Source organism: Streptococcus suis (genome assembly GCF_002960425.1).
Classification (GTDB): domain Bacteria; phylum Bacillota; class Bacilli; order Lactobacillales; family Streptococcaceae; genus Streptococcus; species Streptococcus suis_S.
This window is the reverse complement of the sequence record NZ_POIZ01000052.1, coordinates 92,568-116,811: the sequence shown is the minus strand read 5'-3', so window position 1 is coordinate 116,811 and position 24,244 is coordinate 92,568. Positions and strand designations below refer to the sequence as shown.

The following is a 24,244-nucleotide window of genomic DNA, read 5'->3' as shown; positions in this document are numbered from 1 at the left end:
CCCTCAAAAAACTGCCTTGATTAGCGAAAAACCATCTCTTCTCTAAAAGCACTTTTCTTGTGAATACAGTTTCTAAACATTGTTTTGTAAAGTTGTAAAACTTACAAGTATTATCTTACAGGAAATGACGAGCCTCTTAAAATTCATTACATATCTGTAACTTTCTCAATTTCCTTATTGATCTGGTGGATTAAATCATAGCAATCTAAAAATTTGGCAATATGCAGACATTCCTTCATTATTTCTAGGCCACCATCATTTCCATTCATGTAGGACAAGCGTGCTTTTAGGAGCTTAAGCAGCAAGCGATCCCGCATATTCTTTTCCATGATATTGACAGAGTCAAGAATTTTGAGAAAGCGAATCGCAGCAGTCTCCTCTCCCCTATCTAACAAACTACTCGAAATATTGATGAGTACCTTATAGACATTATCTCTGTTTTCTGTGATATCCATATAAAAATTTGTTCGATTGAGAACTTCCATTCCCAGAACTTCCAACATCTTGCTAGGAAGACCTCTGCTACAATTTCCGAAAATCCAGAGTTCAAATTTCCCCCAATCATCTATGGACATTAAATAGTCCGATAGAATAGCTTTTTCATCCTCAGAAACATCATAATCAGGATCGCACCATTGCTGCTTGAAGATATGAAAGGCTGCGACCATCACCCTATCAAACGGACGTCCATCCCTATCATACTCTGCTTGATGGTACAAAATTCTATCATCCATATACTGAGTATTGTGACTATAAACTGCACGGACAAATCGCTCTGATGAAAACAAATTATCTATCTGAAAGTAGGACTGGTAGAGGGTAGAAAATTCGCCCTCTACCACATTCATCCGTCTCAAACAATTAAAAAATGTATCTACAGAAAGATTACTCTTTCCATTTTCAAAGCGTGATAACTGAGCAGGTGTCACGAAATCCCCTGCCACTTCTTTTAGAGACATATTTTTTGATTCACGAATGAGTTTAAAAATTTTTCCGTAAGTTCCCATTATATTCTCCACGAGTTACATTTATGTAACGAAATTTGCTAACTTTTGAATCTAGTATATCATAGATTTATCATTTTTTTTATAGAAAGGCAGGTAGTTATGTCATCTCTCTTATCTACCCAAGAATTATCAAAGCAATATGGGAAACAAAAGGCCGTTCAGCAGGTTTCCTTGACTATTAATAAAGGAGAAATCTGTGGCTTAGTCGGTGAAAATGGTGCTGGGAAAACAACGCTTCTCAGAATGTTATCGGGCCTCATTTCCCAAACTTCAGGTACCATTAATAGTTCAAAAGATTGTCGTATTGGAGCTTTAATTGAATCCCCTGCTCTACAACCCAATTTATCTGCGATCGATAATCTTCGTTACATGGCTCTGCAATTAAATCTCAAGCAAGCTGATGAAAAAATCTTAGAAACACTAGCAATTGTCGGTTTAGAGGATATTGATCCTAAGAAAAAATCTAAAGATTTTTCACTGGGAATGCGTCAACGTTTAGCCATTGCCTTAGCTATCCTAGATGACCCTGATTTTTTAATCCTAGACGAACCGATTAATGGTCTTGACCCTGTTGGAATCAAAGAGATGAGAAGTATTATTTTAAATCTTCGAAATCAATATGGGATGACCATCCTTATCTCCAGTCATATCCTATCAGAGCTTGAGATGGTGGTTGATCGATACATTATTATGCATAAGGGCCTTATCGTCAAAGAATTCTCAAAGCAAGAGCTTGAACAAACTTTAGAGGAACAACTCTATCTACAAACAAACAACCATCCTAAGACCTTTACTATCCTTGAAGAGCAGGGCATCGCTTACAAAATAGATAAGGATTATATCAGTCTGTCATCAGATACGAATGTTATGAGCCTCATTCATCTCTTGATAAACCATGAGATTGAGGTCAAAGAAATTGTTAAACAACAAATGTCATTTGAAGATTATTACCTGACATTGATTCAAGAAGGAGAAGAGCATGATACATTACTTTAAAGCTGATTTATTTAAGATTCAAAAAGAACAGAGATTAACGATTTCATTGGGAATATTGGCTTTACTGTCCTTTTTATCCGCTTTTTTGTTACATGGCAACGAAGACTTCACTAGCTCTCTGATTCAATTGCTTTCTCAATTTATCACACTATTTTTTATCGTTCCAGCCAACCTATTCTTTGGAGAAGATTTTACTTACCGTACCATCAATAATATTATTATCAAGCAACAAACAAGAAAAAGGGTGTTTTTCTATAAAGTCTTAACAACCCTTGTGCTAGATCTCGCTTATATCCTTCTAGCCTATTTATTGAGTAGCAGTGTTGGCTTCATTCTAAGTGATCGTGTTGATATTGCAGTGATAGTACAAAGTTTCATTGCTCAAACACCTTTATTTATCTGTATCTCTCTTTTGTCCATCCTGATATTTGTCAAGTCTAATAAGGTCAATCAAGCCTATCTTGCCTTTAGTTTAATTAGCCTTCTTTTTGACAATGTCACCAACCTCATTACTAGTAACCTACTCCATATAAAATTACCAACAGATTATTTTCTATTTCTTTCCCTCCAACAAGGGGAAAATATTTCAAGGCTATCCATGGGTGTTAGCTTTATGGCTACTATACTATATCTCTATCTGAGTTACTTTATCTTCAGCAGGAAAGAGTTAAAATGATGTAACTTAGATTTCATATATAAAAAACAGGTATGTCACACATCCGAAAAAACGTATGACATACCTGATTTCATTTCTTTATTTCCCTTGGGCAATCAATTCTGCCCCACGTTTGCGGTAGGACATATCCCCAACCGCTTCAATCAAGAGCTTGCCATTTTCGTATTTGAGGACGGTTATCGAGCCGTTATCGAGAAAGACATTGGCACCACGCTCTGGCTCCAACAGATGAGCCAGGGTTGCAATAGTCATACCGTGGCTGACCACAAGGGCATTGCCTCCGCCTTGTTTTTCCAAGTCTTGGGCGATGGATTCAAAACCTGTTAAGATACGATTGCTCAAAACCTCCCACGATTCCGCCCAGCCAGCGGTGTCTGCCTCTTGGATACCTGCTGCGATTTCCGCAAAGGACATACCCGTCGCATCAACTGTCCCTTTCAAACGAGGCAGGACACCTTGGAAAAGCTCGGCATCGTACATGCCTTCAAAACTACCGAAACACCATTCACGGATACGCTTGTCTTGGTAATAAGGGATTTTCCCTAAAATTCCTAACTCACGCTGGGCGATGGTCATAGTTTGAACAGTTCGTCCCAAGTCACTAGAAACAGCCAGCTTAAAATCAAGACCCGCATCCTTTAGCCCCAAGCCCAGTTCACGAATTCCTTCCTCACCGACCTTGGTCAGCGGTGTATCACACCAGCCCTGCACGCGCCCGATGGTATTAAACATGGTTTTCCCGTGACGAGAAATATATAATCTTACGTCTGCCATAGTATTCTCCTTGTCATTTCTTACTATATAGTATAACAAAAAACCGACTGCTTGTGGCAATCGGTCTACGTTTTTTAGTTCTTAAAGCTATGAATCGGTGCTGGAATCTGTCCGCCACGGTTGATAAAGTCCACAGACGAAGCCTGATTGACCTTCATGACAGGAGCCGTTCCCAGAAGGCCGCCAAATTCAATCATGTCTCCTTCTTTTCCGAGAGGAATAATACGGACCGCAGTTGTTTTCTGATTGATAACCCCAATAGCCGCCTCATCCGCAATCATAGCTGCGATCGTTTCAGCAGGCGTTGTTTCTGGAATAGCAATCATATCCAAACCTACAGAACAGATGGCCGTCATGGCTTCCAATTTTTCAAGGTTGAGCGAGCCATTTTGCACCGCCGCAATCATGCCCTCGTCCTCAGACACAGGGATAAAGGCACCTGACAAGCCACCTACTTGGTTGCAGGCCATAACTCCACCCTTTTTGACTGCGTCATTGAGCAAAGCCAGGGCAGCAGTCGTTCCGTGCGTACCAACGGTTTCTAAGCCCATTTCCTCCAAAACCCGTGCTACTGAGTCGCCAACAGCTGGCGTTGGAGCAAGGGACAGGTCCACGATACCGAACTTGACCCCCAGGCGTTCACTGGCCATATTGCCGACCAACTGACCGATACGGGTAATCTTGAAGGCGGTCTTCTTGACGGTCTCCGCCACCACATCAAAGCTCTCACCACGCACTTTTTCAAGGGCACGCTTGACCACACCAGGCCCAGATACGCCGACGTTGATGACCACATCCGCCTCACCGACACCATGGAAGGCACCCGCCATGAAAGGATTGTCCTCAACCGCATTGGCAAAGACCACCAGCTTGGCAGCCCCCATATCAGAAGCCTCCGCCGTCTCCTTGATGATCCGCCCCATGTCCCGCACAGCCGTCATATTGATACCCGTCTTGGTTGAGCCGATATTGACCGACGAGCAGACCTTAGAGGTTTGGGCCAATGCCTGCGGTATGGAGTTGATGAGGATTTCATCTCCTTTTTGGTAGCCCTTTTGAACGAGAGCTGAAAAACCTCCGATAAAATCAATTCCGATCTCATGAGCCGCCTTGTCCAAGGCATGAGCTAGAGGAAGGTAATCCGTCGCATCCGTCGCCGCACCAATCAAAGCAATAGGCGTCACCGATACCCGTTTGTTAACAATAGGAATCCCCAGTTCTGCCGCAATCTCATCGCCGACGGCTACCAAGTTTTTGGCCTTGGTGACAATCTTGGTATAAACTTTCTCAGCAGCTTTCTCAATATCCGCATCAATACAGTCCAAGAGGGAAATCCCCATGGTAATGGTCCGAATATCGAAGTGCTGCTCCTCAATCATCTCAATGGTTTCTCTAACCTGTCTAATATCCATGATTGTTCTCCTTACAAGTTGTGCATAGCATCAAAAATCGCCGCACTTTGAATGTTGATTTTCACGTTCAAACTTTGACCAAAGGCATCCAATTCCGCACGAAGTTGCGTGAAATCTTGCTTCTCATCTGATGACACCACCGCCATCATGGTAAAATACTCATCTAAAACAGTCTGGGAAATATCATCAATATTAAGCCCCAACTCCGCAATCTTAGTCGCAACACCTGCCACGATACCTGTCTTATCTTTTCCTACAACAGTAACAATTGCTTTCATCTGAACACCTCTTCTAAATTTTCATTTATTTTATCATAAATAGACAGAAAAAGGTAGAAATCATTTAGTTTCTACCCCTATTATACGTATTTATCGTTTACTTGTTCTTCTTGCAAATCATAGCCATGTTTGACTATTATTTGAAGTAACAAACTTTCTATTTCTGTCATTCTATGATACACTAGTGTCAAAGAATTTTACTAATGTTGGTGGTAACATGCTGCCAACCTTTCTTTTGTTCAGAAAGGACATCTATGAAAATCATCAAGCAATTGTGGTGGTTCTTCTCCTTGGAAAAGAAGGCCTACCTGATTGGTATCCTATCCCTTTGTCTGGTTAGTATTCTCAACTTGTTTCCAGCTTTTATCATGGGACATCTAATCGATCGGATTGCCAGCAATCAGTTGACGGACAGCAACCTGCTACTCGGTGTCGCTGGGCTAGTTTTATCAGCCTTTGCTATGTACGGTCTCCGCTATGTTTGGCGGATGAATATCCTGGCGACCTCCTATCGACTGGGAAAAATCATGAGGGCTCGCCTGTTTGACCACTTCATGCACCTGTCTCCCTCCTTTTTCCAGCAACATCGAACAGGGGATTTAATGGCCCACGCGACCAATGATATCAATGCCTTAACCCGACTAGCTGGAGGCGGTGTCATGTCCTTTGTCGATGCAACGGTCACAGCCTTGGTTACACTGATCACCATGAGTGTGAGCATTTCCTGGCAAATGACCCTGGTTGCAATCCTACCCCTGCCCTTCATGACACTCACTACTAATTTTTTAGGTCGTAGAACCCATGAAAATTTCAAGGCCTCACAGGCTGCCTTTTCAGAACTCAACAACAAGGTCCAGGAAGCTGTTTCAGGTATTAAAGTCACCAAATCCTTTGGCTACCAAGAACAAGAAACAGCTGCTTTTCAGCAGGTCAATCAAGCCGCCTTCTTGCAGAATATCAAAACCATGCGGTACGATGCCCTGTTCAACCCTGCCGTCCTATTTTTTATTGGCCTGTCCTACCTGCTGACCTTGTTGGTCGGCTCTCACTTCATCTCGCAAGGTCAGGTCAGTCTGGGCCAACTAGTAACCTTCATGACCTATTTAGATCTCCTCGTCTGGCCTCTTATGGCCATCGGTTTCTTGGTCAATATGAGCCAGCGTGGTGATGTGTCCTACAATCGCATCCAGACCCTTCTCAGCATTTCCTCAGAGGTCATTGAAACAGATCAACCGCTGCCTGCACCAAGCAATGGAGAGATCGTCTATGAGATTAGCGAATTTGCCTATGATAACATACCAGTCCTCCAAGACATCCAGTTTCAGATCAAAAAAGGGCAGACAATCGGCCTGGTGGGTCCGACAGGCTCTGGGAAGACAAGCCTACTCAAGCTCCTCATGCGAGAATACGATGTGACACATGGGCAAATTTTGCTCAATCAGGAAAACATCAAGCACTACAAGCTCGGTGACCTACGGCAGCTGATGGGCTATGTTCCCCAAGACCAGTTCCTCTTTGCAACCAGCGTGGCTGAGAATATCCGCTTTGGCAATCCAGACCTCTCACTAGACCAGGTGAAAGAGGCTGCCAAAGCTGTCCATTTCTATGAGGATATCCAGGATATGCCAGATCGCTTTGACACCATGGTTGGTGAGAAGGGGATTTCCCTGTCTGGTGGACAAAAGCAACGGTTGGCTATGGCTCGTGCTATGATTCTCAATCCAGATATTCTACTCTTGGACGATTCGCTCTCGGCAGTGGATGCCAAGACAGAGCACGCTATTCTTGAAACCATCAAGCAAGAACGCCTTGATAAGACCACCATTATCACTGCCCATCGTCTGTCAGCCATTGTCCATGCGGATTTGATTTTGGTCCTTGAAGACGGGAAAATCGTAGAGCGAGGTCATCATCAAGACCTACTGGATGAAAAAGGCTGGTATTACGACACCTATATGATGCAGCAGTTAGAAAGTGAGGAAAGCGATCGTGACTAAGAACAAGCAAACCAGTGTTTTTTGGCGACTCCTGTCCTATCTTAAATCCTATCGACTGCTGACAATCCTTGCCCTCAGCTTTTTGTTGCTGACGACTCTTGTTCGCAGTTTGATTCCCCTTCTGGCTTCTTACTTTATCGACCACTATATTTCTTCAATTTCTGAGACAGCTGTGGCTATTCTAGCCGCCTACTTTGCTCTCTACCTGCTTCAAATGCTGCTCCAATATTTTGGAAATCTCTGGTTTGCCAAGGTTTCCTATAGCATTGTCAGAGACATTCGTCGGGATGCTTTTGGGAGAATGGAAAAGTTGGGAATGGCTTATTTTGATCAGACTCCAAGTGGCTCCATTGTTTCGCGAATCACCAACGATACCGAGAGCATTTCAGAGATGTTTTCAGGGATTCTATCTAGTTTTATCTCAGCTCTCTTTATTATCATCACGACTCTTTCGACCATGTTTGCTCTGGATTGGAAATTGACCAGTCTAATCGTTCTCTTTCTGCCCGTAATTTTCGTCCTGGTTGATCAGTACCGGAAGCGGTCTGCTCCCATTGTGGCTAAGACCAGGAGCCTGCTGAGTTCTATCAACAGCAAACTGGCTGAAAGTATTGAAGGAATTCGGATTATCCAGGCTTTTTCTCAGGAGGACCGCTTAAAAGCAGAGTTCGAAGCTATCAACCAGGAACATCTGAACTATGCCAGTCGTTCCATGGCCTTGGACAGTCTCTTTCTCCGCCCTGCCCTGTCACTTGTTAAGATTTTAGCCTATGCTCTTCTCATGACCTACTTTGGTTTGGATTGGTCACATGCTGGCATTTCTGCTGGTCTGATCTACGCTTTCATCCAGTATGTCAATCGCCTTTTCGATCCCTTGCTGGATGTCACGCAGCATTTTTCCACCCTCCAAACCTCTATGGTGTCTGCCGGACGGGTCTTTACGCTCATGGACCAGACTATCGAGGAGCCACTACAGCTGGACCGAGGGACCAAGATTGACAAGGGGCACATTGTCTTTGAGGATGTTTGTTTTTCCTATGACGGCAAGCGGCAAATTCTGGATAAGGTTTCCTTTGAAGTGAGACAGGGCCAGACCATCGCCTTTGTGGGTGCTACAGGGTCTGGAAAGTCTTCTATCATCAATGTCTTTATACGTTTCTATGAGTTCCAGTCTGGACGGATTTTGATTGACGGTCAGGATATTCGTAGCTTTTCGCAGGAAGAATTACGGTCCGCGATTGGCCTAGTTCTGCAAGATCCCTTTCTATTTCATGGAACCATTGCATCCAATATCCAGATGTATCAGGATATTTCCCGAGAGGAGATTGAAGACGCGGCTCGATTTGTGGATGCCGCTCCCTTTATTGAGAAACTTCCTGAGAAATATGACCACCTGGTCACCGAGCGGGGCACCGCCTTTTCGACAGGTCAACGGCAACTACTGGCCTTTGCACGCACCATGGCCAGTCAACCTAAGATTCTCATTTTAGACGAAGCAACCGCCAATATCGATTCGGAGACGGAGCAAACAGTCCAGACTTCTCTGGAAAAAATGCGAAAAGGGCGGACAACCATTGCTATCGCCCACCGCCTATCAACTATTCAAGATGCCGACTGCATCTATGTCTTGGACAAGGGAAAAATCATCGAGTCAGGCAATCACGAAGAACTTCTAGCCCTCAAGGGTCACTACCACCGCATGTACCAATTACAAGCAGGACAGTTGGCAGGGACCTAAAGACCTAAACACCACTCCATTACAAAAGCCAAGTTCTTTGAGAACTTGGCTTTTTTCTTATTTACATTTTTAGAGTCTTTGTTAATTGCTGACTGTTTTCTATAGCATTTCTTGTAATCAGCCGCCGTCATGCCTGTTCAATTTATTTCACCCCTCGTGACCGACGGGCATAGGCTTTCCAATCAATCCCACGCGCTTCGCACCAGTTTTGTACATTGGGAGCCAAGACCAAATCTTTCTTGCGAAGTTCCGCAATATTCTTAGCACCCAACATGGTCATGATTTCAGCAATCTGCCATTGATAGGTCTTAATAGCTTGCAAGCCGTCGTCAAAACGATGCCCTTTTCCATCCTTGACATACTGGAGGAAATGGTTGGACATACCGACAAGGTCTGCACCGAGTGCCAAGGATTTAACGATATCTAGTGGCGTCTTAATACCACCAGAAGCAATCAGGCTTGGGCGAACTTCTTCAGGGACAGACATAGCTTCCACCAAAGATGTCACGGTTGACTGACCCCACCCCTCTAAATAGGCATAGTCATTGAAGGTCCTACGGGCATTTTCAATCTTGGCGAAATCCGTCCCCCCAGTACCAGAAACATCAATGGTCTTGACACCGACAGAAGCCAGCTGGGCTACTGTTTCTCGGCTCATGCCAAAACCAACTTCCTTGACGATAACCGGTACTTCCAGCTCCCGCACCAAAGTTTCAATATTCTTCAACCACATAGTGAAATCACGGTCTCCCTCAGGCATGACAATCTCCTGGGGTGCATTGACATGGATCTGAATGGCATTGGCCTCCAACAAATCCACCGCCCGCTTGGCATTCTCCACACTATGATGGGCACCTAGGTTGGCAAAAATAATGCCATAAGGATTTTCCCGACGCATCACGGAGAAGGTTTCCGCAACAGACGGATCCTTGATCGCCGCACTAACCGAACCTGAAGCCAGAGCAATCTTCCCAAAATGCCCCATAATTCCCAATAGGCGATTGATTTCCCGCGTCTTCTTGCTTCCACCAGTCATTGCATTGATGAAGAAAGGAAAGGCAAAGTCCAAACCAGCTACGCTGGTCGAAATATCCACTTCATCCACCTTGGTTTGAGGCAGGGAATGATGGACAAACAAGGTCTCCGTAAAGTCCTTGGCCGGTGTGGCACTATATTGTTGGTTGGCCAAGCCAACGTGTTGATCCTTGCGGTCTAAACCAAATTCTCCTAGATAAAACATAGGGTTCTCCTTATTCTCTACTTGCGATGTTTAGGGCGAGTGGAAGAATGCCGGCTTCTTGCCAAGCCGTCTCTATCGCTGCTTTTTGTTCCGTACTATCAACTAGGCAAATGCCACAGTCACCTCCGCCTGCGCCAGATGATTTGGCCACCGCTCCATAAGTCTGGGCCAGGTCACAGAGTTGACTCAGTTGAGGCGTTTCAATGACCAATCCCATTCCTCTCGCAAAATCCTGTAAGAGCTTGCGGTTTTGAGTAATAGCCTGTCTAGCTGATACCAAGTCATTTGTCTGACAAGCTACTATCAACTGCTCTACACAGGTCATAGAGTCGGCCAGAAACTGGCTGTGAATTTGCTCTTTTTCAGCCTGACTTTTTTGGTCTTCCATCTGGGAAACTAGCCTGTCCGTCGAAGCCGCCGATCCTGTCCATCCCACCAAGAGGTCTAAGCCTTGGGGTAACTGGATAGGGCTGATAGACAAACCTTGCCAATCACTTTCCACCAGATCAAGCAGGGACAGCTCTGCCATTTTCCCTAAAAGCCAAGAACGGTCCAGGGAATGATAGGCGATCAAGCCACTGAAACTGGAAGCAGCCAAATCCCCAAAGGAACCGGTCATGCCTAGCTTGGTCTGGGTCAGAGCTGCCAGCTTGTAGGTCAGGAGGGCATCTGGTCGGTGACCGTAGTAGGTCAACAGGGCCTTGACCGTCGCAACCGTTACTGCCCCTGACGACCCCAGACCATACTTAGCACCAGAGGCTTGGTCATCTAGGTCGGACTGAACAGATAGGCTATAGGTTCCATGACAAGCATAGCCCTTGGCAGTCAGATAGGCTTCTGTCACCTGCATGGCTGTCTCAATCAGGGCATAGGGATGGTCATCTTGGACATGAGCGACACTTTCCTTACGCTCCCAGGTCAGATAGAGGTCTGCCTTCTGACTGGAATGAAGACTGCCTTGGTCACTTGTTTCAATGGTGACGGTCAGGTATTGGTCGACTGCTGCAATCACCGCAGGATAACCGGCCTCAACAACTGCATATTCCCCTGCCAGAAAGAGTTTTCCTGGTATCTTTACTTGTACTTTCATGCTACAAGCCCTTTTCAAACGCTGCTTGTGATGCCTGCCAATCCTTCTCACTGAGAACATAAGCAGCAGGTCCAGGCTTACTGGTAATGATTTTTTCTGTTGGGAAGACTTTGGCCAATTCATCTACCAATTCATCCATTTGACTTGCTCGGCAGAGAACCTTGACATTTGGTCCAGCATCCATGGTCATGTAGGCTGATAAGCCAGTTGCTTCACGAACCTGACGGACTGCCTCTTGAGCCACTAGGCTATCGGCTGACCAGTAGGTAAAGGGGGGATTGGCTGAGAGAGTTGTTGCATGCATCTTCATACCATTGTGTTCTGTGATTTGACCAAGTTTTTCAAAATCACGGCTAACAATAGCTGCCTTGATGTCCGCCAAGTCTTGTTTGGCGGTTTCTACCCAGGCTGTGTAAAATGGTGAAGTGGCAACTGTGTGGTCCATTCCCTCTCGACTAGCAATCTTTTTCGGTCCTGTATTGACGGCTAAGACAATCATAGCAATATCCCAATCGGCATCGTCAATGGGATGAGCCATAGAATCTTCCGAACCTGTTCCCATGTCCCACTCGACAAAGCCGCCAAATAGGCTACGGGTACTAGAACCTGATCCCCTACGGGCTAGGGTTGATAAGGTAGCTGGTGACAAATCTAAATCCAAGGCTGTCGCAGTTGCCAGAGCAAGTGCTGCGAAGGCTGATGCTGAGCTGGCTAAACCAGCTGCAGTCGGAACAAAATTTAGACTTTCCACTCGGGCAAATGCCCTTTCACCTATATATTCGCAAAACAAATCCAAAAATCGAGAAATTTTTAAAATTTCTTTTTCTTTTTGTAACATTCCGTTGAGATAGAACTCATCAGCAGTTAATTCTGGGTCAAAAACAACCTTGGTATCCGTATAAAATGCGTCAAGAGTCAGGGATAAACTGGAATTCATAGGTAGAAATAATTCCTTATCTCGTTTTCCCCAGTATTTAATCAAGGCAATATTGGTATGGGCACGGGCTATACCTATTTGTTTAGTCATTGGTTTCTCCTAAGTACTGTATCCAGGTTTGGCGGGCGCCTGCTTGGTCAAGGATGTGTGCAAGTTTTTGGGCATCCTGAGCTGTTCTTGCCAAGGCAATCATGCAGCCTCCTCGGCCGCCACCGGTTAATTTGGCTCCGAGGGCTCCATTTTCTTGGGCAAGGCTGACTAGCTTATCTAGGCTAGGATCAGACACGCCTAATTCTTGCAGGAGGGCATGAGCTTGGTTCATTCTGCTGCCTAGAAGCTCTGCTTGGTCTGTGGCCAAATCTTCCTTAGCCAGTCGGGTCAAGTTGCCCAGTTCTTCTACTAGCTTGATAGCCTCTGGCTTTTTCTCCAATAAAGCCGCCACGTCTGAAATGGCCTCTAAGGTGTTGCCCGTCACGCCTGTATCAGCCACTACCAAGTGGGCACGGAGTTTCAGCTCCAAGGGCTCGATGGGCTGGTGCTTGATAAAAAAGACGGGAGACTTGCCGCTGGTGGTTGCCGCATCAATGCCCGAGGGATTGCCGTGGGCAATTTTTTCCGAAGACTGTACAATGTCCCAGAGCTCACTGTCTGTCAGCTCTTTTTCATAATAGGCAAAGAGGGCGCGGGCAACGGCTACTGCCACCGCAGCACTGGAGCCCATGCCTCGTTCGGCGGGAATGGTGGAGCTGATTTCGATGTGAATAGCCGGATCTGTCGGAGCGCCGATACGGTAGAGGGAAAAGCGAATGGCATGTTTGAGGCTTTCCCAGATTTTTGGCATCTTGTGAACCAAGCCTTCGTAGAAGTCACAGGCCACACTCAGAGCCTGACCCTGCGCCCTTACCTGAGCGGTAATTTCAACAGCAGAAAAAGGCATAGCAATTGCTGGCTGGCCATAGACAACCGCATGCTCGCCCATCAAAATGATTTTCCCATTTGCTTTTCCTACTACTGACATATTCTTCTCCTTACACAATCACAACTATTATACCATTTTTCATAAGAATAATAGACGAAAACAGCCGACCGCGGTCGACTGTTTCCTGGAGATTATATGAAAAAGAAATTCGCTATTTCTAGCTTGAAGATAGTATACAAGAACAAACTTAAGCGAAACTGAAAGTTTTCTTAGATTTTTCTAAAGCGAGTTCTCATACTTATTTTCTTAACACTTGACGCGAAAACAGCCGACCGCAGTCGACTGTTCTCTGGAGATTATATGAAAAAGAAATTCGCTATTTCTAGCTTGAAGATAGTATACAAGAACAAACTTAAGCGAAACTGAAAGATTTCTTAGACATTCCTTAATCAATTTTAACTTTTCTTTCTCGCCTATATTGGACATACAAAAATCCTGCACGAAAGGCATTATCTGCTATAGTTGCTATCCAAATAGCCTGTAAACCTAGATGAAATACTCCAATAAGTAGATAGGCAAGACCAATTCGGACTATCCACATACCTAGACTGGTTGCATAAAATGGTAGCTTAGCATTACCCAGACCTTGCCACAAGGCAGTTAAAACAAGAGTAGAAGCCGTAAAGGGAACTCCTAACATGGAATAGAGCAAAACTGTCTGGCTGGCCTGAACAACCTGTGGTTCTTTTGAATACAAACCGATTAAAAGTGGACCAGATAAATAGGTTGTAACAGCTACCAGTAGCATAAAGAGGAGTGAAAGAAAGAAACTCCTTTTCAAGATGTCCTCTACCGCAGACTGATTCTGTCTATGCTTGGCTGTCAAGATAATGGTTGCCGTTGCAATTCCCATAGCCGGCATATAGTTAAACTGAGTGAGCGTTTCTCCAATGGCGTTACCTGCCACAACCGCTGTACCTAAACCAGTAATCAAAGCGACAACAACCACATCTCCAGCCCGCATCATCAAGCGCTCACCAGTAGCTGGTAAGGCAAGTCGGATGAGTTCTATGTCCCAAGACCAGTTCCATTTTTCAAAAGGGATAGACAGCTTTGCCCACAGCAGAAAGCAGCCGACCAGCCGTGACAAGACTGTTCCAAGTGCAACTCCAGCCACGCCAGCATGAAGCACGAAAACAGCAAAAGCTGAAAAGAAAGCGTTGAGGAGATTGGAAAGCAGACTGATATACATAGGAAAACGAGGTTGTCCTAAAGCCCTTAACATAGCTCCTAAACTCATCATCAGACCGAGAAAGAGAATGCCTCCACCAACCAAGATGAGATAAAGACCACCTGCCTTGGCAACAGCAGCTTCAGCTCCCAAACCTATCAGCAAGGAAGGACCTGCCAAAACTGCAACAGCCCCCAAAACCAAGCTGACAAATAGGGTCACTTTGAGACTTTCACTAGCAAGGTAGCCCACCTTCTCAGTCTCCCCCTGCCCCAGCATCTGAGCCAAGCGTGCAGAAATGGCTGCCGCTAGAGCAATAAATATAGCCTGATAGACCGCCAAGATATTGTTGGCTAAAGACACTCCAGACAGGGCAACAAGCCCAAGACTAGCTACCAGATAGGAATCCACCATCCCCATCAGCATTTGAAGAATATTTTCTGCCATGGCAGGCAGGGCAATCCTTAGTATTTCTTTCCTCTGTTTGTTCATGCTCCCCATCTCAATCGCTCGATATCTACTATTTTATCACAAACCAGCTCCAAGAGTTCTTCGTCATGGGAAATCAATAGCACTAATTTATTTTTCTTTTTTACATCCAGAAGTGCCCTTCCTACTTCCTGCATCTGCCTTAAATCCAAACCGCTGGTTGGCTCATCAAAGACAAGAATCTCCTTGTCCGCCAATAAGCTGGCCACCATCATCAAACGTTGCTGCTCACCACCAGACAAACTGACTGGGTGCCTATCCAGCAAGTCCTCCAAGCGAAAACGGCTGACCAAATCCTCATCAATTTTCTTATCTTTTTGCCCCAGGGTCAGTTCCCTAGCAACTGTTTCAGAAAAGAGTTGCAGTCGGACCTCCTGCATGACAAAGGCTGTTTTTTCAAGGCGTTGGCGGCTGGACAGGGACTGACCATACCAAGAAATCCTAGCCTTCTTATCATCTGCCAGACCAACCAAAAATTGAGCCAAACTCGTCTTACCAGAGCCATTTGGTCCAACCAGACCAACCACCTGACCTGGTGCCAAGCAGAGTTTTTCAATCTGATAAAGAAGGGTCCCAGACTGGCTGACAGACAAATTCTCAACAAGCAAGCCTTGCTCATCACTGACAAACTGACTGGCTCGCTCTGCTATTGCCCGTCGATAAGGCTCAGCATCGTAGCACCGCAAACCCATGTCTTGACGACAGGCATCTGTTCGATTTAAAAATTCTTCTGCCAGATAGTCCGTCACTAAGTGCCCATCCTGAAAATACAAATACCGGTCAGCTAAGTGACTGAGATAGGACAGGCGGTGTTCAGCGATGATAATGGTTTTCCCCTGTCTTTTCAAGGTTTGCAAAATGTGTTGAATCCTTGAAATCCCCTGCTGGTCCAAATGAGCCGTCGGTTCATCCAAGACCAGCACATCTGAGCCCTGCATGGTTGCAACAGCCAAAGCCAAGACCTGCTGCTGACCACCTGATAGGCTGGAAACCCGTCGTTCATACAAGGGCTCTAAACCAAACAAGTCATTGACCCAAGCCAAACGCTGTGTGATTTCTTCTCTGGATAGACCTTGGTTTTCACAGGGAAACACCAATTCCTGCAGGACCTGACTATGAAAGAATTGAGTAGAGGGATGTTGAAAAACCGAAGCAACCTGACGGGATAGTTCCTCTAAACTTGTCCCTCTCAGCTCCTGATCACCTAGATAAACCTGACCAGATAGCTGGGCTGGATAATACTCGGGAACTAGACCATTCAAGACCTTGAGAAAACTAGATTTTCCAGAGCCACTCTGACCACAGAGTACGACACACTGACCAGCTGGTATGGTCAATTCTGAAATAGACAGGGCAGGCTTGTCTGCACCTGGATAGGTCAATTCCAAATCCTTTACCGTCACAGCTGGACCAGGATGAGAAAACTGAAACAACATAAGCAAATACTCCAATCTAGCATGGTCCAGGACGACTGAATATACTCAGCTGGTTTTACAGATACAGCCAAGCCCTTTGTTAAGCTGGCCACTGTCAACTCCTGAGCTGTTCGCAAGAGGGACATCATCAGGGGCACCAAGAAACATTCCAGGTACTGAACTGGTCTACAAACAAGATCTCTTTTTCGCAGAAAAATCCCCCTCACCTGTAAAGAGGCACCAATGGTCCGTGCATCCTCTTTGATGGCTGGTAGAAAGCGAAACATCACCCCCAAGGTCAAGAGAAAGGTCTCCGGTAAGTGCCATTTGCGCAGACCATGAATCAGTTCGTATCCACTCGTCGTCATCAATAAGAAATGCCCTGCTAACAGCGGGGGCCATGTATAAGTTAGAACGACTAAGAAATGCGTCAGCCAGGATGGCAAAAATGAAAGATAGGATAAGCCGCCAAACATGGCATAGGCTAGCAGGCCGATGAGCGCCATCTTTGGATTGCCAGAAAACCAGAAAAGCAGGCTAAATCCACAGACCAGCACTGCATTTTCTAGGATAGTCAGGCGCAAACCATAGGTAAGGCTGGCAAAAACAACTAACATGATTTTTGTACGCGCATCTAGTTTCATGAAAGAAATCCCGATTGGTTAAAATAACGCTTGACCATATATTGACCAAATAGACCACTCACAAGGGCTGTTAAAATGATGGTGGTTGACACCCAGAGGACATTCCCTGGTGTAAAGTCCAGCATAACGCGGGCCACATACTCAGCCGACTTCCCACGCGCCAATAAACTAGCTTCATAGGCATCCCGCATGAGCCACATGAGAATAATGGGACCTAAATTTCCAAAGGAAAATACAATGTAACTAAGAAGGTTGATCCATTTTTGTTTATAGTGACCTGACTTCGCTACCATTTCTGCCAACAAGCCAAAGGTCAAACTTGGGAGAAAGGCTACCGTCATATAGCCTGATAGGAAAAAGAAACAGGACATGACCGCACCGACCAGACTAATTGAACCTGGCTTACCAACCTTGGCTATCAAGAGCATATAAACCGGGCCCGCTAAAAGAGCTGCTCCAGCAGGAGCATACATCATGTTGCCCGACCGATCAAATACCAGGCTCAGCAGAGTTCCCAAACCAACACAAACAAAGTAGAGGGAAGCAAAAGCCCCTGTGACCATCAGATCTTTTACTTGTAATTTCTTCATTTATTTTTCCTTTACTAATTGTCTAGCTTCTAAGTGGAAGATGGTATCCGCACAGGCCATGGTCGAGCTTCTATGGGAAATCAAGAAGACCATGCCCTGACAGTGTGCCTTGACCAGCTGGATAAAGCGAGCTTCGTTGAGCGAATCCAGGTTACTGGTCGGCTCATCAAAGATATAGCAATCCGCATTTTTGAGCAGGTCCCGCATGAGTTCCAAGCGTTGTCCTTCTCCTGCTGAAAAGTCACTGGCTTCCACAATCGTATCCAAGCCCTGCGGTGCTACCAAATAGACCAGTTTCATCTTGGGCTTGATGCGTTCTTTGAGCCGCTTCAAGAGGGCTTTTTTCTTCTCACGGGAAACCTTTTCTTGTTCCTGTGCCATCGCCCACCTCACTCTTAAGTAATTATATATAGTATATCATTTTTTGAATTGTCTGTAAATTTTAATTTGTATTAAAAAAAGAAAACAAACTGCCTGTTTCAAGCAGTTTGTCATAAGTCATTTTTTATCACACACCCAAATAACGTTCTACTTCAGCCTGCATATCTGCAGCTGCAACAACGGTATTGTGGCGGACTGGTGCTGTTTCCAAGCCGTCCACAGCTGGTGGCAGGGCTACACCTGAAATCTCATGCAGTTTGGCAAGGGCTTCAAAGTCGGTCAAGCCTGATTGACCTGTCACCGCTTCAACCGCAACTACTGGGAACTTGTACGGACTTGCTGTAGAAGCAATCACTGTCGGAGTTTGGTCCCCTGTTTGCTCCACATACTGTTTATAGACAGCTGAGGCAACAGCCGTATGTGGATCTTCAATGTAGTCTGACTCGTCATAGACACGCTTGATTTCCGCAGCGGTTTCTTCTTCCGTCGCAAAGGCGGCAGCAAAGAGTGATAAGATATCCGCGTCAGCTCCTTGAATGTCATACTGACCAGCTGTGCTCAAAGCTTCCATGAGCTCAGCTGTTTTTGCAGCGTCATTGCCAAAGAGGTGGAAAATCAACCGCTCCAAGTTAGAGGACACCAAGATGTCCATGGACGGACTGGTTGTCACACGGAAGGTGCGGTTCTTGTCGTAAACGCCAGTTGAGAAGAAGTCGGTCAAGACATTGTTGTCGTTGGAAGCACAGATGAGCTTGCCAACTGGCAGACCGATCTGCTTAGCGTAGTAAGCCGCCAAGATGTTACCGAAGTTGCCTGTCGGAACGGTGAAGTTGACCTTGTCTCCTGCCTTAATCTCACCAGTCTTAACCAGCTGAGCGTAGGCATAGACATAATAAACAATCTGTGGCACCAAGCGGCCGATGTTCATGGAGTTGGCTGATGAAAACTGGAGTTTCTTAGCCGCCAACTTGGCACGAAGGGCCTCATCGTTGAACATGTGCTTGACGTTAGTTTGGGCATCGTCAAAGTTTCCGTCAATAGCTACCACGTGGGTATTAGCCCCTGTTTGCGTGGTCATCTGCAATTCCTGGACCTTAGACACCCCGTCGCGTGGGTAGAAGACGATGATCTGCGTGCCAGGAACGTCCGCAAAACCAGCCATAGCTGCCTTGCCTGTATCGCCTGAAGTCGCGGTCAAGATGACAATCTCATTTTCCAAACCGTGTTTTTTCGCTGCTGTCGTCATCAAGTAAGGGAGGATGGACAGAGCCATGTCCTTGAAGGCAATAGTTGAGCCTCGGAAGAGCTCCAAGTTATACTGACCTTTTAGCTTGACAACTGGGGCAATAACTGGCGTGTCAAACTTGCTATCGTAGGCATTGTTGATACAGTAGTCCAGCTCGTCTGCCGTGAAATCATCCAAGAAAGCCGATAAAATCAACTTGGCAACTTCTTGATAAGAAGCATCTTTCAAAACAGAAAAATCCAAGTCAACTGTCGGAACAGCAATCGGTGTAAACAAACCACCATCGGTCGCCAAGCCCTGCAAAATAGCTTGACTAGCCGATACAGTATTTTGTGCATCGCGTGTTGATTGATAAACTAGTGTCATGGTATCCCTCATAAAAAATCTATTTTTTCTATTCTACCACAAATTGACAGAAAATTGGCAAGATATGATGGAAAAGTCAGGCTTTAACCCTAGTTTCCTAACAATATTACCCAGATTATTGTTCTAGTCCTACCAAGTTCCATCAAAAATACCAGCCTATCCCAAGATAGACCGGTATATATGAAAGTTTGGAGGCATTTTTCCTGTAAATCATATGTCGGTCAACTAACCGAGACAGAATCTACCATACATTCCTAAACTTACTACTATAATCATTCTAAGCCAAAAGCTATCTAGACAGATTGACGAAGGCTAATCCTATCCAGCTTTGAAATCAGTTTTTCCTAAGAGAGTCTAGGCGGCGAAGGCGACGGTTGAACTCAAGTTCACCTAGCCAAGCCAACGCAGAGGCTCGACGGAAAAATTATTTCAAACGACCTGGACGTTCTTTATAACCGTAGTAGGCATCTTCGATGATTTCTTGCATATGGTCAACCATAGCCAAACGAGGGTTTGCTGGTGTACATTGGTCTTCGTAGGCAAGAAGAGCCAATTCGCGAGAGTGTTCTTTGAGTTCTTTCTCGTCGATACCTTGTGCTTTCAAGTTCATTTGGATACCGATGCGCTCACCGAGGTCGTAAACAGCTTGTGCGTAAGCAGCAACTGCTTCTTCTGGGGTTGAGCATGGCAAACCGAGCATACGTGCGATGTCTTGGTATTTTTCATCCGCTTTGTAGTAGTTGTATTTAGGCCATGTCGCTGTCTTAGCTGGACGTGTACCGTTGTAGCGGATTACGTATGGAAGCAAGATAGCGTTGGTACGACCGTGAACGGTGTGGAAACGTCCACCAATCTTGTGGGCCATTGAGTGAGAAATACCCAAGAAAGCGTTGGCGAAGGCCATACCTGCAATGGTTGAAGCATTATGCATTTTCTCACGTGAGTGGAAGTCCGCATTCTTCACTGAACTTTCAAGGTTTTCAAAAACAAGTTTAATAGCTTGGAGAGCTAAACCGTCCGTGAAGTCGTTGGCTACTGTTGATACGTATGCTTCTGTAGCGTGGGTCAATACGTCCATACCAGTATCGGCAGTAACGTGTGCTGGTACTGTCAATACAAGCGCTGGGTCAACGATTGCCACAGTTGGTGTCAATGAGTAGTCAGCGATTGGGTATTTACGGTTGTTTGCTTTATCAGAGATAACGGCAAACGGTGTTACTTCTGAACCTGTACCTGATGTTGTTGGAATCGCGATAAACTTAGATTTCTTACCAAGCTCTGGGAACTTGAAGGCACGTTTACGGATATCCATGAATTTTTGGACTAGGTCATGGAAGTCAACAGTTGGTTGTTCGTAGAAGAGCCACATTACTTTAGCAGCATCCATTGGTGAACCACCACCAAGGGCGATGATTGTATCTGGTTTGAAGGTACGCATCAATTCTGTACCCTTGTAAACTGTTGTGATATCTGGATCTGGTTCAACGTCTGAGAAGATTTGGTAAACCACTTTATTACGACGGAGATCCAACTGTTCGATGATACGATCCAAGAAACCAAGTTCTACCATGGCATGGTCTGTAACGATCATGACACGTTCAACGTCACGGCATTTTTGGAGGTATTGGATAGAATCACGTTCGAAGTATGTTTTAGAAGGAACTTTAAACCACTGCATATTATTTCTACGTCTTCCTACTTTCTTGATGTTGAGCAAGTTCATAGCACTTACGTTATCACTGATTGAGTTGCGTCCGTAAGAACCACAACCAAGTGTCAATGATGGCAAGAAGGCATTGTAAACATCACCGATACCACCGAAAGTAGATGGAGAGTTCCAGATAACACGGATAGCACGCACGATTGTACCAAATTCTTTAGCTAGTTCAGCATCTTCAGTGTGGATAGCAGCAGAGTGACCTAGACCGTGGAATTCTACCATTTGACGCGCTGCTTCAAGACCTTCTTCACGGCCTTCAACCTTCAAGACTGCAATAACTGGTGACAATTTCTCACGAGTCAATGGCTCTTTTTCACCGATTTCAGCTACTTCTGCTGCCAAGATGTTGGTACCTTCTGGTACTGAGAAACCAGCTTGTTCAGCAATCCATGCTGCTGGACGACCAACGATGTCAGCGTTCAATTTGCCTTCTGCACAGTTTTTGCTGTTGGCTTTCACACCGAAGCAGTATTCTTCAAGAAGAGCTTTTTCTTTCTTATTAACGAAGTAGGTTTTGTAAGATTTGAATTCTGCTACAAACTCATCGTATACTTCTTTATCAATGATAACTGCTTGCTCTGACGCACAGACCATACCATTGTCAAATGACTTAGACATGACGATATCGTGTGCTGCCTGACGGATGTTTGCAGATTTTTCAATATAGGCTGGAACGTTACCTGCACCTACACCAAGAGCTGGTTTACCACAAGAGTAGGCCGCACGCACCATTGCGTTACCACCAGTTGCAAGGATCGTTGCAATACCATCATGCTTCATCAATTCAGAAGTTGCTTCCATAGATGGTTTTGTTACCCACTGGATACAGTTTTCTGGAGCACCAGCTGCCACAGCTGCTTCATAGACAACACGCGCTGCATGGGCTGAAGATTCTTGGGCAGATGGGTGGAAGGCAAAGACGATTGGGTTACGCGTTTTCAAAGCAATCAATGACTTGAAAATAGCTGTTGACGTTGGGTTGGTAGTTGGTGTGATACCACAGATAACACCAACTGGCTCAGCAATCAAGGTCAAGCCCGTTACTTCATCTTCTTCAATAACACCAACTGTTTTTGTATGGCGCATATTGTTAACAACGTGCTCGCAGGCAAACAAGTTTTTCGTTGCCTTATCCTCGAATACACCACGTTTGGTTTCTTCAAAAGCGTGCATTGCCAATTCACCGTGCTTGTCAAGAGCAGCTACCGAAGCCTTAGCCACAATGTAGTCTACTTCTTCTTGACCAAGTTTGCGGAACTCATCAAGAGCAACCAAACCTTTTTGAACAAGCTCATCAACGTGTTTGCGAGCTTCTACTAATTTTTCTTCTGGTGATACAACTTTTTTATCAGCCATTGTGTTCCTCCAAATTTTCTTATTAACATTTTGTTAACTTTTTCACAATGTTATTCTACAACTTTTATTTTTATTTGTAAAGAGAAATTGTTAATTTTTTCACATTTTTTCTGTTTTGTTTTTGAAAACGCTTACTTTATACCTGCTTTCTGATATTTTTCTGACTGTTTTCAGTAAATGTTCGAAAATGCCCTCATCGACTCATCACTGAGCAAAAATCAACTCAAACTTCTCTGTAGCTTCTATTTTATCAAGAAAACGCTTACAAGTAAATAGCTTTTTATGAAAATAATTAGATAGATTTCTGATTGTTTCCAAACCGATACTCGAATCTACATTTATTGATATACTTGCTTTCTTTTAGTTTTTGTGATATTATTAACAAAAATAATCTATATTAACACATCCAAAGAGATGTGCAATCATACATAGGAGGTCTGCCATGAAAGCAGTTGTTGTTAATCCAGAATCTACTGGTGTTGTCGTTGTTGAAAAAGAACTTCGTCCACTTGAAACTGGCGAGGCTTTGGTACAGATTGAGTATTGCGGTGTTTGTCACACAGACTTACACGTTGCTCAAGGTGACTTTGGTAAGGTTCCTGGTCGTGTTCTTGGTCACGAAGGTATCGGTATTGTGACTGAAATTGCTCCTGACGTAACCAGCTTAAAAGTCGGCGATCGTGTCAGCGTTGCTTGGTTCTTCCAAGGCTGCGGCACGTGTGAATACTGTACAACTGGTCGCGAAACCCTTTGCCGTACTGTTAAAAATGCTGGCTACTCTGTTGATGGCGGTATGGCTGAGCAATGTATCGTAACTGCTGACTACGCGGTAAAAGTTCCAGAAGGTCTGGACCCTGCGCAAGCAAGCTCCATCACCTGTGCTGGCGTAACCTGCTATAAGGCTATCAAAGAAGCACACCTAGAACCAGGTCAATGGATTGTCATCTACGGTGCTGGTGGACTGGGCAACCTTGCAGTCCAATACGCTAAGAAAGTCTTTAATGCCCACGTTATTGCTGTCGATATCAACAATGACAAGCTAGAACTAGCCAAGGAAGTCGGTGCAGATGTCATCATCAATGGTCTTGAAGTGGAAGATGTGCCTGGCTACATCAAGGAAGTAACGGGTGGCGGTGCCCACTCAACTGTCGTAACGGCTGTTTCTAAGGTTGCCTTCAACCAGGCTATTGACAGCGTTCGTGCAGGTGGCTATGTCGTGGCTGTCGGACTTCCATCTGAATACATGGACCTCAGCATTGTCAAGACTGTGCTAGATGGTATCAAGGTAGTCGGCTCTCTGGTTGGTACTCGTAAAGACCTAGAAGAAGCCTTCCACTTCGGTGCTATGGGCTTGGTTGTTCCTGTCGTTCAAAAACGTCCTGTGGACGATGCCGAAGCAGTCTTTGATGAAATGGCCGCTGGTACCATCCAAGGTCGTATGGTCCTTGACTTCTGCCACCATCACTAATTTATAGTCTTTTAGTTTACTTTTAGTACTAGGCAACGAGCTGCAGACAGTACTGGAGTACGGCAAAGCGAGTTAACGAAGTAATAAAAGAAAAACTAAATGACTATATTCTCCACTAAAGCTAGAAGCGACCCGACAGTCGCTTCTCTTTTTTTACTTTAATATAGTCATTTGAAGCGCTTTGATAGATCGTCACTTTCGCCTTGCCCTACTCTACGAAAGTGACTTGTCTGATAGCTCTTTATTCGACTATAAAAAAAGTAGTAGCCCGAGC

Annotated in this window: 20 protein-coding genes; 5 read left to right on the top strand and 15 right to left on the bottom strand. The window is 45.1% G+C overall.

Annotated elements, in window-relative coordinates; translation table 11 throughout:
• Nucleotides 1–146: 146 nt before the first annotated feature.
• On the bottom strand, nt 147–1,007 hold the full coding sequence (locus C1G57_RS07570; RefSeq protein WP_105114401.1) for an Rgg/GadR/MutR family transcriptional regulator: 861 nt from the start codon (nt 1,005–1,007) through the stop codon (nt 147–149).
• Nucleotides 1,008–1,106: 99 nt separating this feature from the next.
• Between C1G57_RS07570 and C1G57_RS07565 the strand changes: the two genes are divergently transcribed.
• Together C1G57_RS07565 and C1G57_RS07560 are read left to right on the top strand one after the other, a co-directional pair.
• A complete protein-coding gene (locus tag C1G57_RS07565; protein WP_105114400.1) occupies nt 1,107–2,003 on the top strand; it encodes an ATP-binding cassette domain-containing protein in 897 nt (298 codons plus the stop codon).
• On the top strand, nt 1,987–2,679 hold the full coding sequence (locus C1G57_RS07560; protein ID WP_105114399.1) for an ABC transporter permease: 693 nt from the start codon (nt 1,987–1,989) through the stop codon (nt 2,677–2,679). The genes C1G57_RS07565 and C1G57_RS07560 overlap by 17 nt, the downstream gene beginning before the upstream one ends.
• A gap of 78 nt (nt 2,680–2,757) precedes the next feature.
• On the opposite strand, the gene C1G57_RS07555 is transcribed toward C1G57_RS07560, so the two are convergent.
• The 3 genes from C1G57_RS07555 to C1G57_RS07545 all read right to left on the bottom strand — a co-directional run bounded on the left by C1G57_RS07555 (nt 2,758) and on the right by C1G57_RS07545 (nt 5,143).
• Nucleotides 2,758–3,453 (bottom strand): histidine phosphatase family protein, encoded by a 696-nt coding sequence (locus C1G57_RS07555; protein WP_105114398.1) that lies wholly within the window; start codon nt 3,451–3,453, stop codon nt 2,758–2,760.
• A gap of 74 nt (nt 3,454–3,527) precedes the next feature.
• On the bottom strand, nt 3,528–4,865 hold the full coding sequence (locus C1G57_RS07550; protein WP_044669365.1) for a PFL family protein: 1,338 nt from the start codon (nt 4,863–4,865) through the stop codon (nt 3,528–3,530).
• Between the two features lie 11 nt (nt 4,866–4,876).
• Nucleotides 4,877–5,143: an ACT domain-containing protein gene (locus tag C1G57_RS07545; RefSeq protein WP_105114397.1), complete on the bottom strand. Its 267-nt coding sequence runs from the start codon at nt 5,141–5,143 to the stop codon at nt 4,877–4,879.
• Between the two features lie 254 nt (nt 5,144–5,397).
• Here C1G57_RS07545 and C1G57_RS07540 point away from each other — a divergent pair, with 254 nt between their 5' ends.
• Together C1G57_RS07540 and C1G57_RS07535 are read left to right on the top strand one after the other, a co-directional pair.
• On the top strand, nt 5,398–7,140 hold the full coding sequence (locus tag C1G57_RS07540; RefSeq protein ID WP_105114396.1) for an ABC transporter ATP-binding protein: 1,743 nt from the start codon (nt 5,398–5,400) through the stop codon (nt 7,138–7,140).
• Nucleotides 7,130–8,878 carry an ABC transporter ATP-binding protein gene (locus tag C1G57_RS07535; RefSeq protein WP_105114480.1) on the top strand — a complete coding sequence of 583 codons (1,749 nt, stop codon included), beginning with the start codon at nt 7,130–7,132 and terminating at the stop codon, nt 8,876–8,878. The genes C1G57_RS07540 and C1G57_RS07535 overlap by 11 nt, the downstream gene beginning before the upstream one ends.
• Nucleotides 8,879–9,020: 142 nt before the next feature.
• On the opposite strand, the gene fni is transcribed toward C1G57_RS07535, so the two are convergent.
• From fni to adhE, 11 genes are all read right to left on the bottom strand, one after another.
• Nucleotides 9,021–10,118, bottom strand: a complete 1,098-nt coding sequence (gene fni, locus C1G57_RS07530; RefSeq protein WP_105114395.1) for a type 2 isopentenyl-diphosphate Delta-isomerase — start codon at nt 10,116–10,118, stop codon at nt 9,021–9,023.
• Between the two features lie 10 nt (nt 10,119–10,128).
• A complete protein-coding gene (locus tag C1G57_RS07525) occupies nt 10,129–11,208 on the bottom strand; it encodes a phosphomevalonate kinase (protein ID WP_105114394.1) in 1,080 nt (359 codons plus the stop codon).
• Between the two features lies 1 nt (nt 11,209).
• Nucleotides 11,210–12,235, bottom strand: coding sequence for a diphosphomevalonate decarboxylase (gene mvaD / locus C1G57_RS07520; RefSeq protein WP_105114393.1), 1,026 nt, complete (start codon nt 12,233–12,235; stop codon nt 11,210–11,212).
• Nucleotides 12,228–13,163 carry a mevalonate kinase gene (gene mvk / locus C1G57_RS07515; protein WP_105114392.1) on the bottom strand — a complete coding sequence of 312 codons (936 nt, stop codon included), beginning with the start codon at nt 13,161–13,163 and terminating at the stop codon, nt 12,228–12,230. Before mvk ends, mvaD begins: the two co-directional genes overlap by 8 nt.
• Before the next feature lie 346 nt (nt 13,164–13,509).
• Nucleotides 13,510–14,787, bottom strand: coding sequence for an MATE family efflux transporter (locus C1G57_RS07510; protein WP_105114391.1), 1,278 nt, complete (start codon nt 14,785–14,787; stop codon nt 13,510–13,512).
• A complete protein-coding gene (locus C1G57_RS07505; protein ID WP_105114390.1) occupies nt 14,784–16,220 on the bottom strand; it encodes an ABC transporter ATP-binding protein in 1,437 nt (478 codons plus the stop codon). Before C1G57_RS07505 ends, C1G57_RS07510 begins: the two co-directional genes overlap by 4 nt.
• Entirely contained in the window at nt 16,184–16,843 is a 660-nt protein-coding gene (locus C1G57_RS07500; RefSeq protein WP_105114389.1) for an energy-coupling factor transporter transmembrane component T, read from the bottom strand. The genes C1G57_RS07505 and C1G57_RS07500 overlap by 37 nt, the downstream gene beginning before the upstream one ends.
• Nucleotides 16,840–17,433, bottom strand: a complete 594-nt coding sequence (locus C1G57_RS07495) for an MptD family putative ECF transporter S component (RefSeq protein WP_105114388.1) — start codon at nt 17,431–17,433, stop codon at nt 16,840–16,842. The genes C1G57_RS07500 and C1G57_RS07495 overlap by 4 nt, the downstream gene beginning before the upstream one ends.
• Nucleotides 17,434–17,814 (bottom strand): ATP-binding cassette domain-containing protein, encoded by a 381-nt coding sequence (locus tag C1G57_RS07490; protein ID WP_330847172.1) that lies wholly within the window; start codon nt 17,812–17,814, stop codon nt 17,434–17,436.
• A gap of 127 nt (nt 17,815–17,941) precedes the next feature.
• A complete protein-coding gene (gene thrC, locus C1G57_RS07480; protein ID WP_105114387.1) occupies nt 17,942–19,426 on the bottom strand; it encodes a threonine synthase in 1,485 nt (494 codons plus the stop codon).
• Between the two features lie 424 nt (nt 19,427–19,850).
• Nucleotides 19,851–22,502, bottom strand: a complete 2,652-nt coding sequence (gene adhE, locus C1G57_RS07475; RefSeq protein WP_105114386.1) for a bifunctional acetaldehyde-CoA/alcohol dehydrogenase — start codon at nt 22,500–22,502, stop codon at nt 19,851–19,853.
• Nucleotides 22,503–22,944: 442 nt separating this feature from the next.
• Here adhE and adhP point away from each other — a divergent pair, with 442 nt between their 5' ends.
• Nucleotides 22,945–23,970, top strand: a complete 1,026-nt coding sequence (gene adhP / locus C1G57_RS07470; RefSeq protein ID WP_105114385.1) for an alcohol dehydrogenase AdhP — start codon at nt 22,945–22,947, stop codon at nt 23,968–23,970.
• Nucleotides 23,971–24,244: the final 274 nt, after the last annotated feature.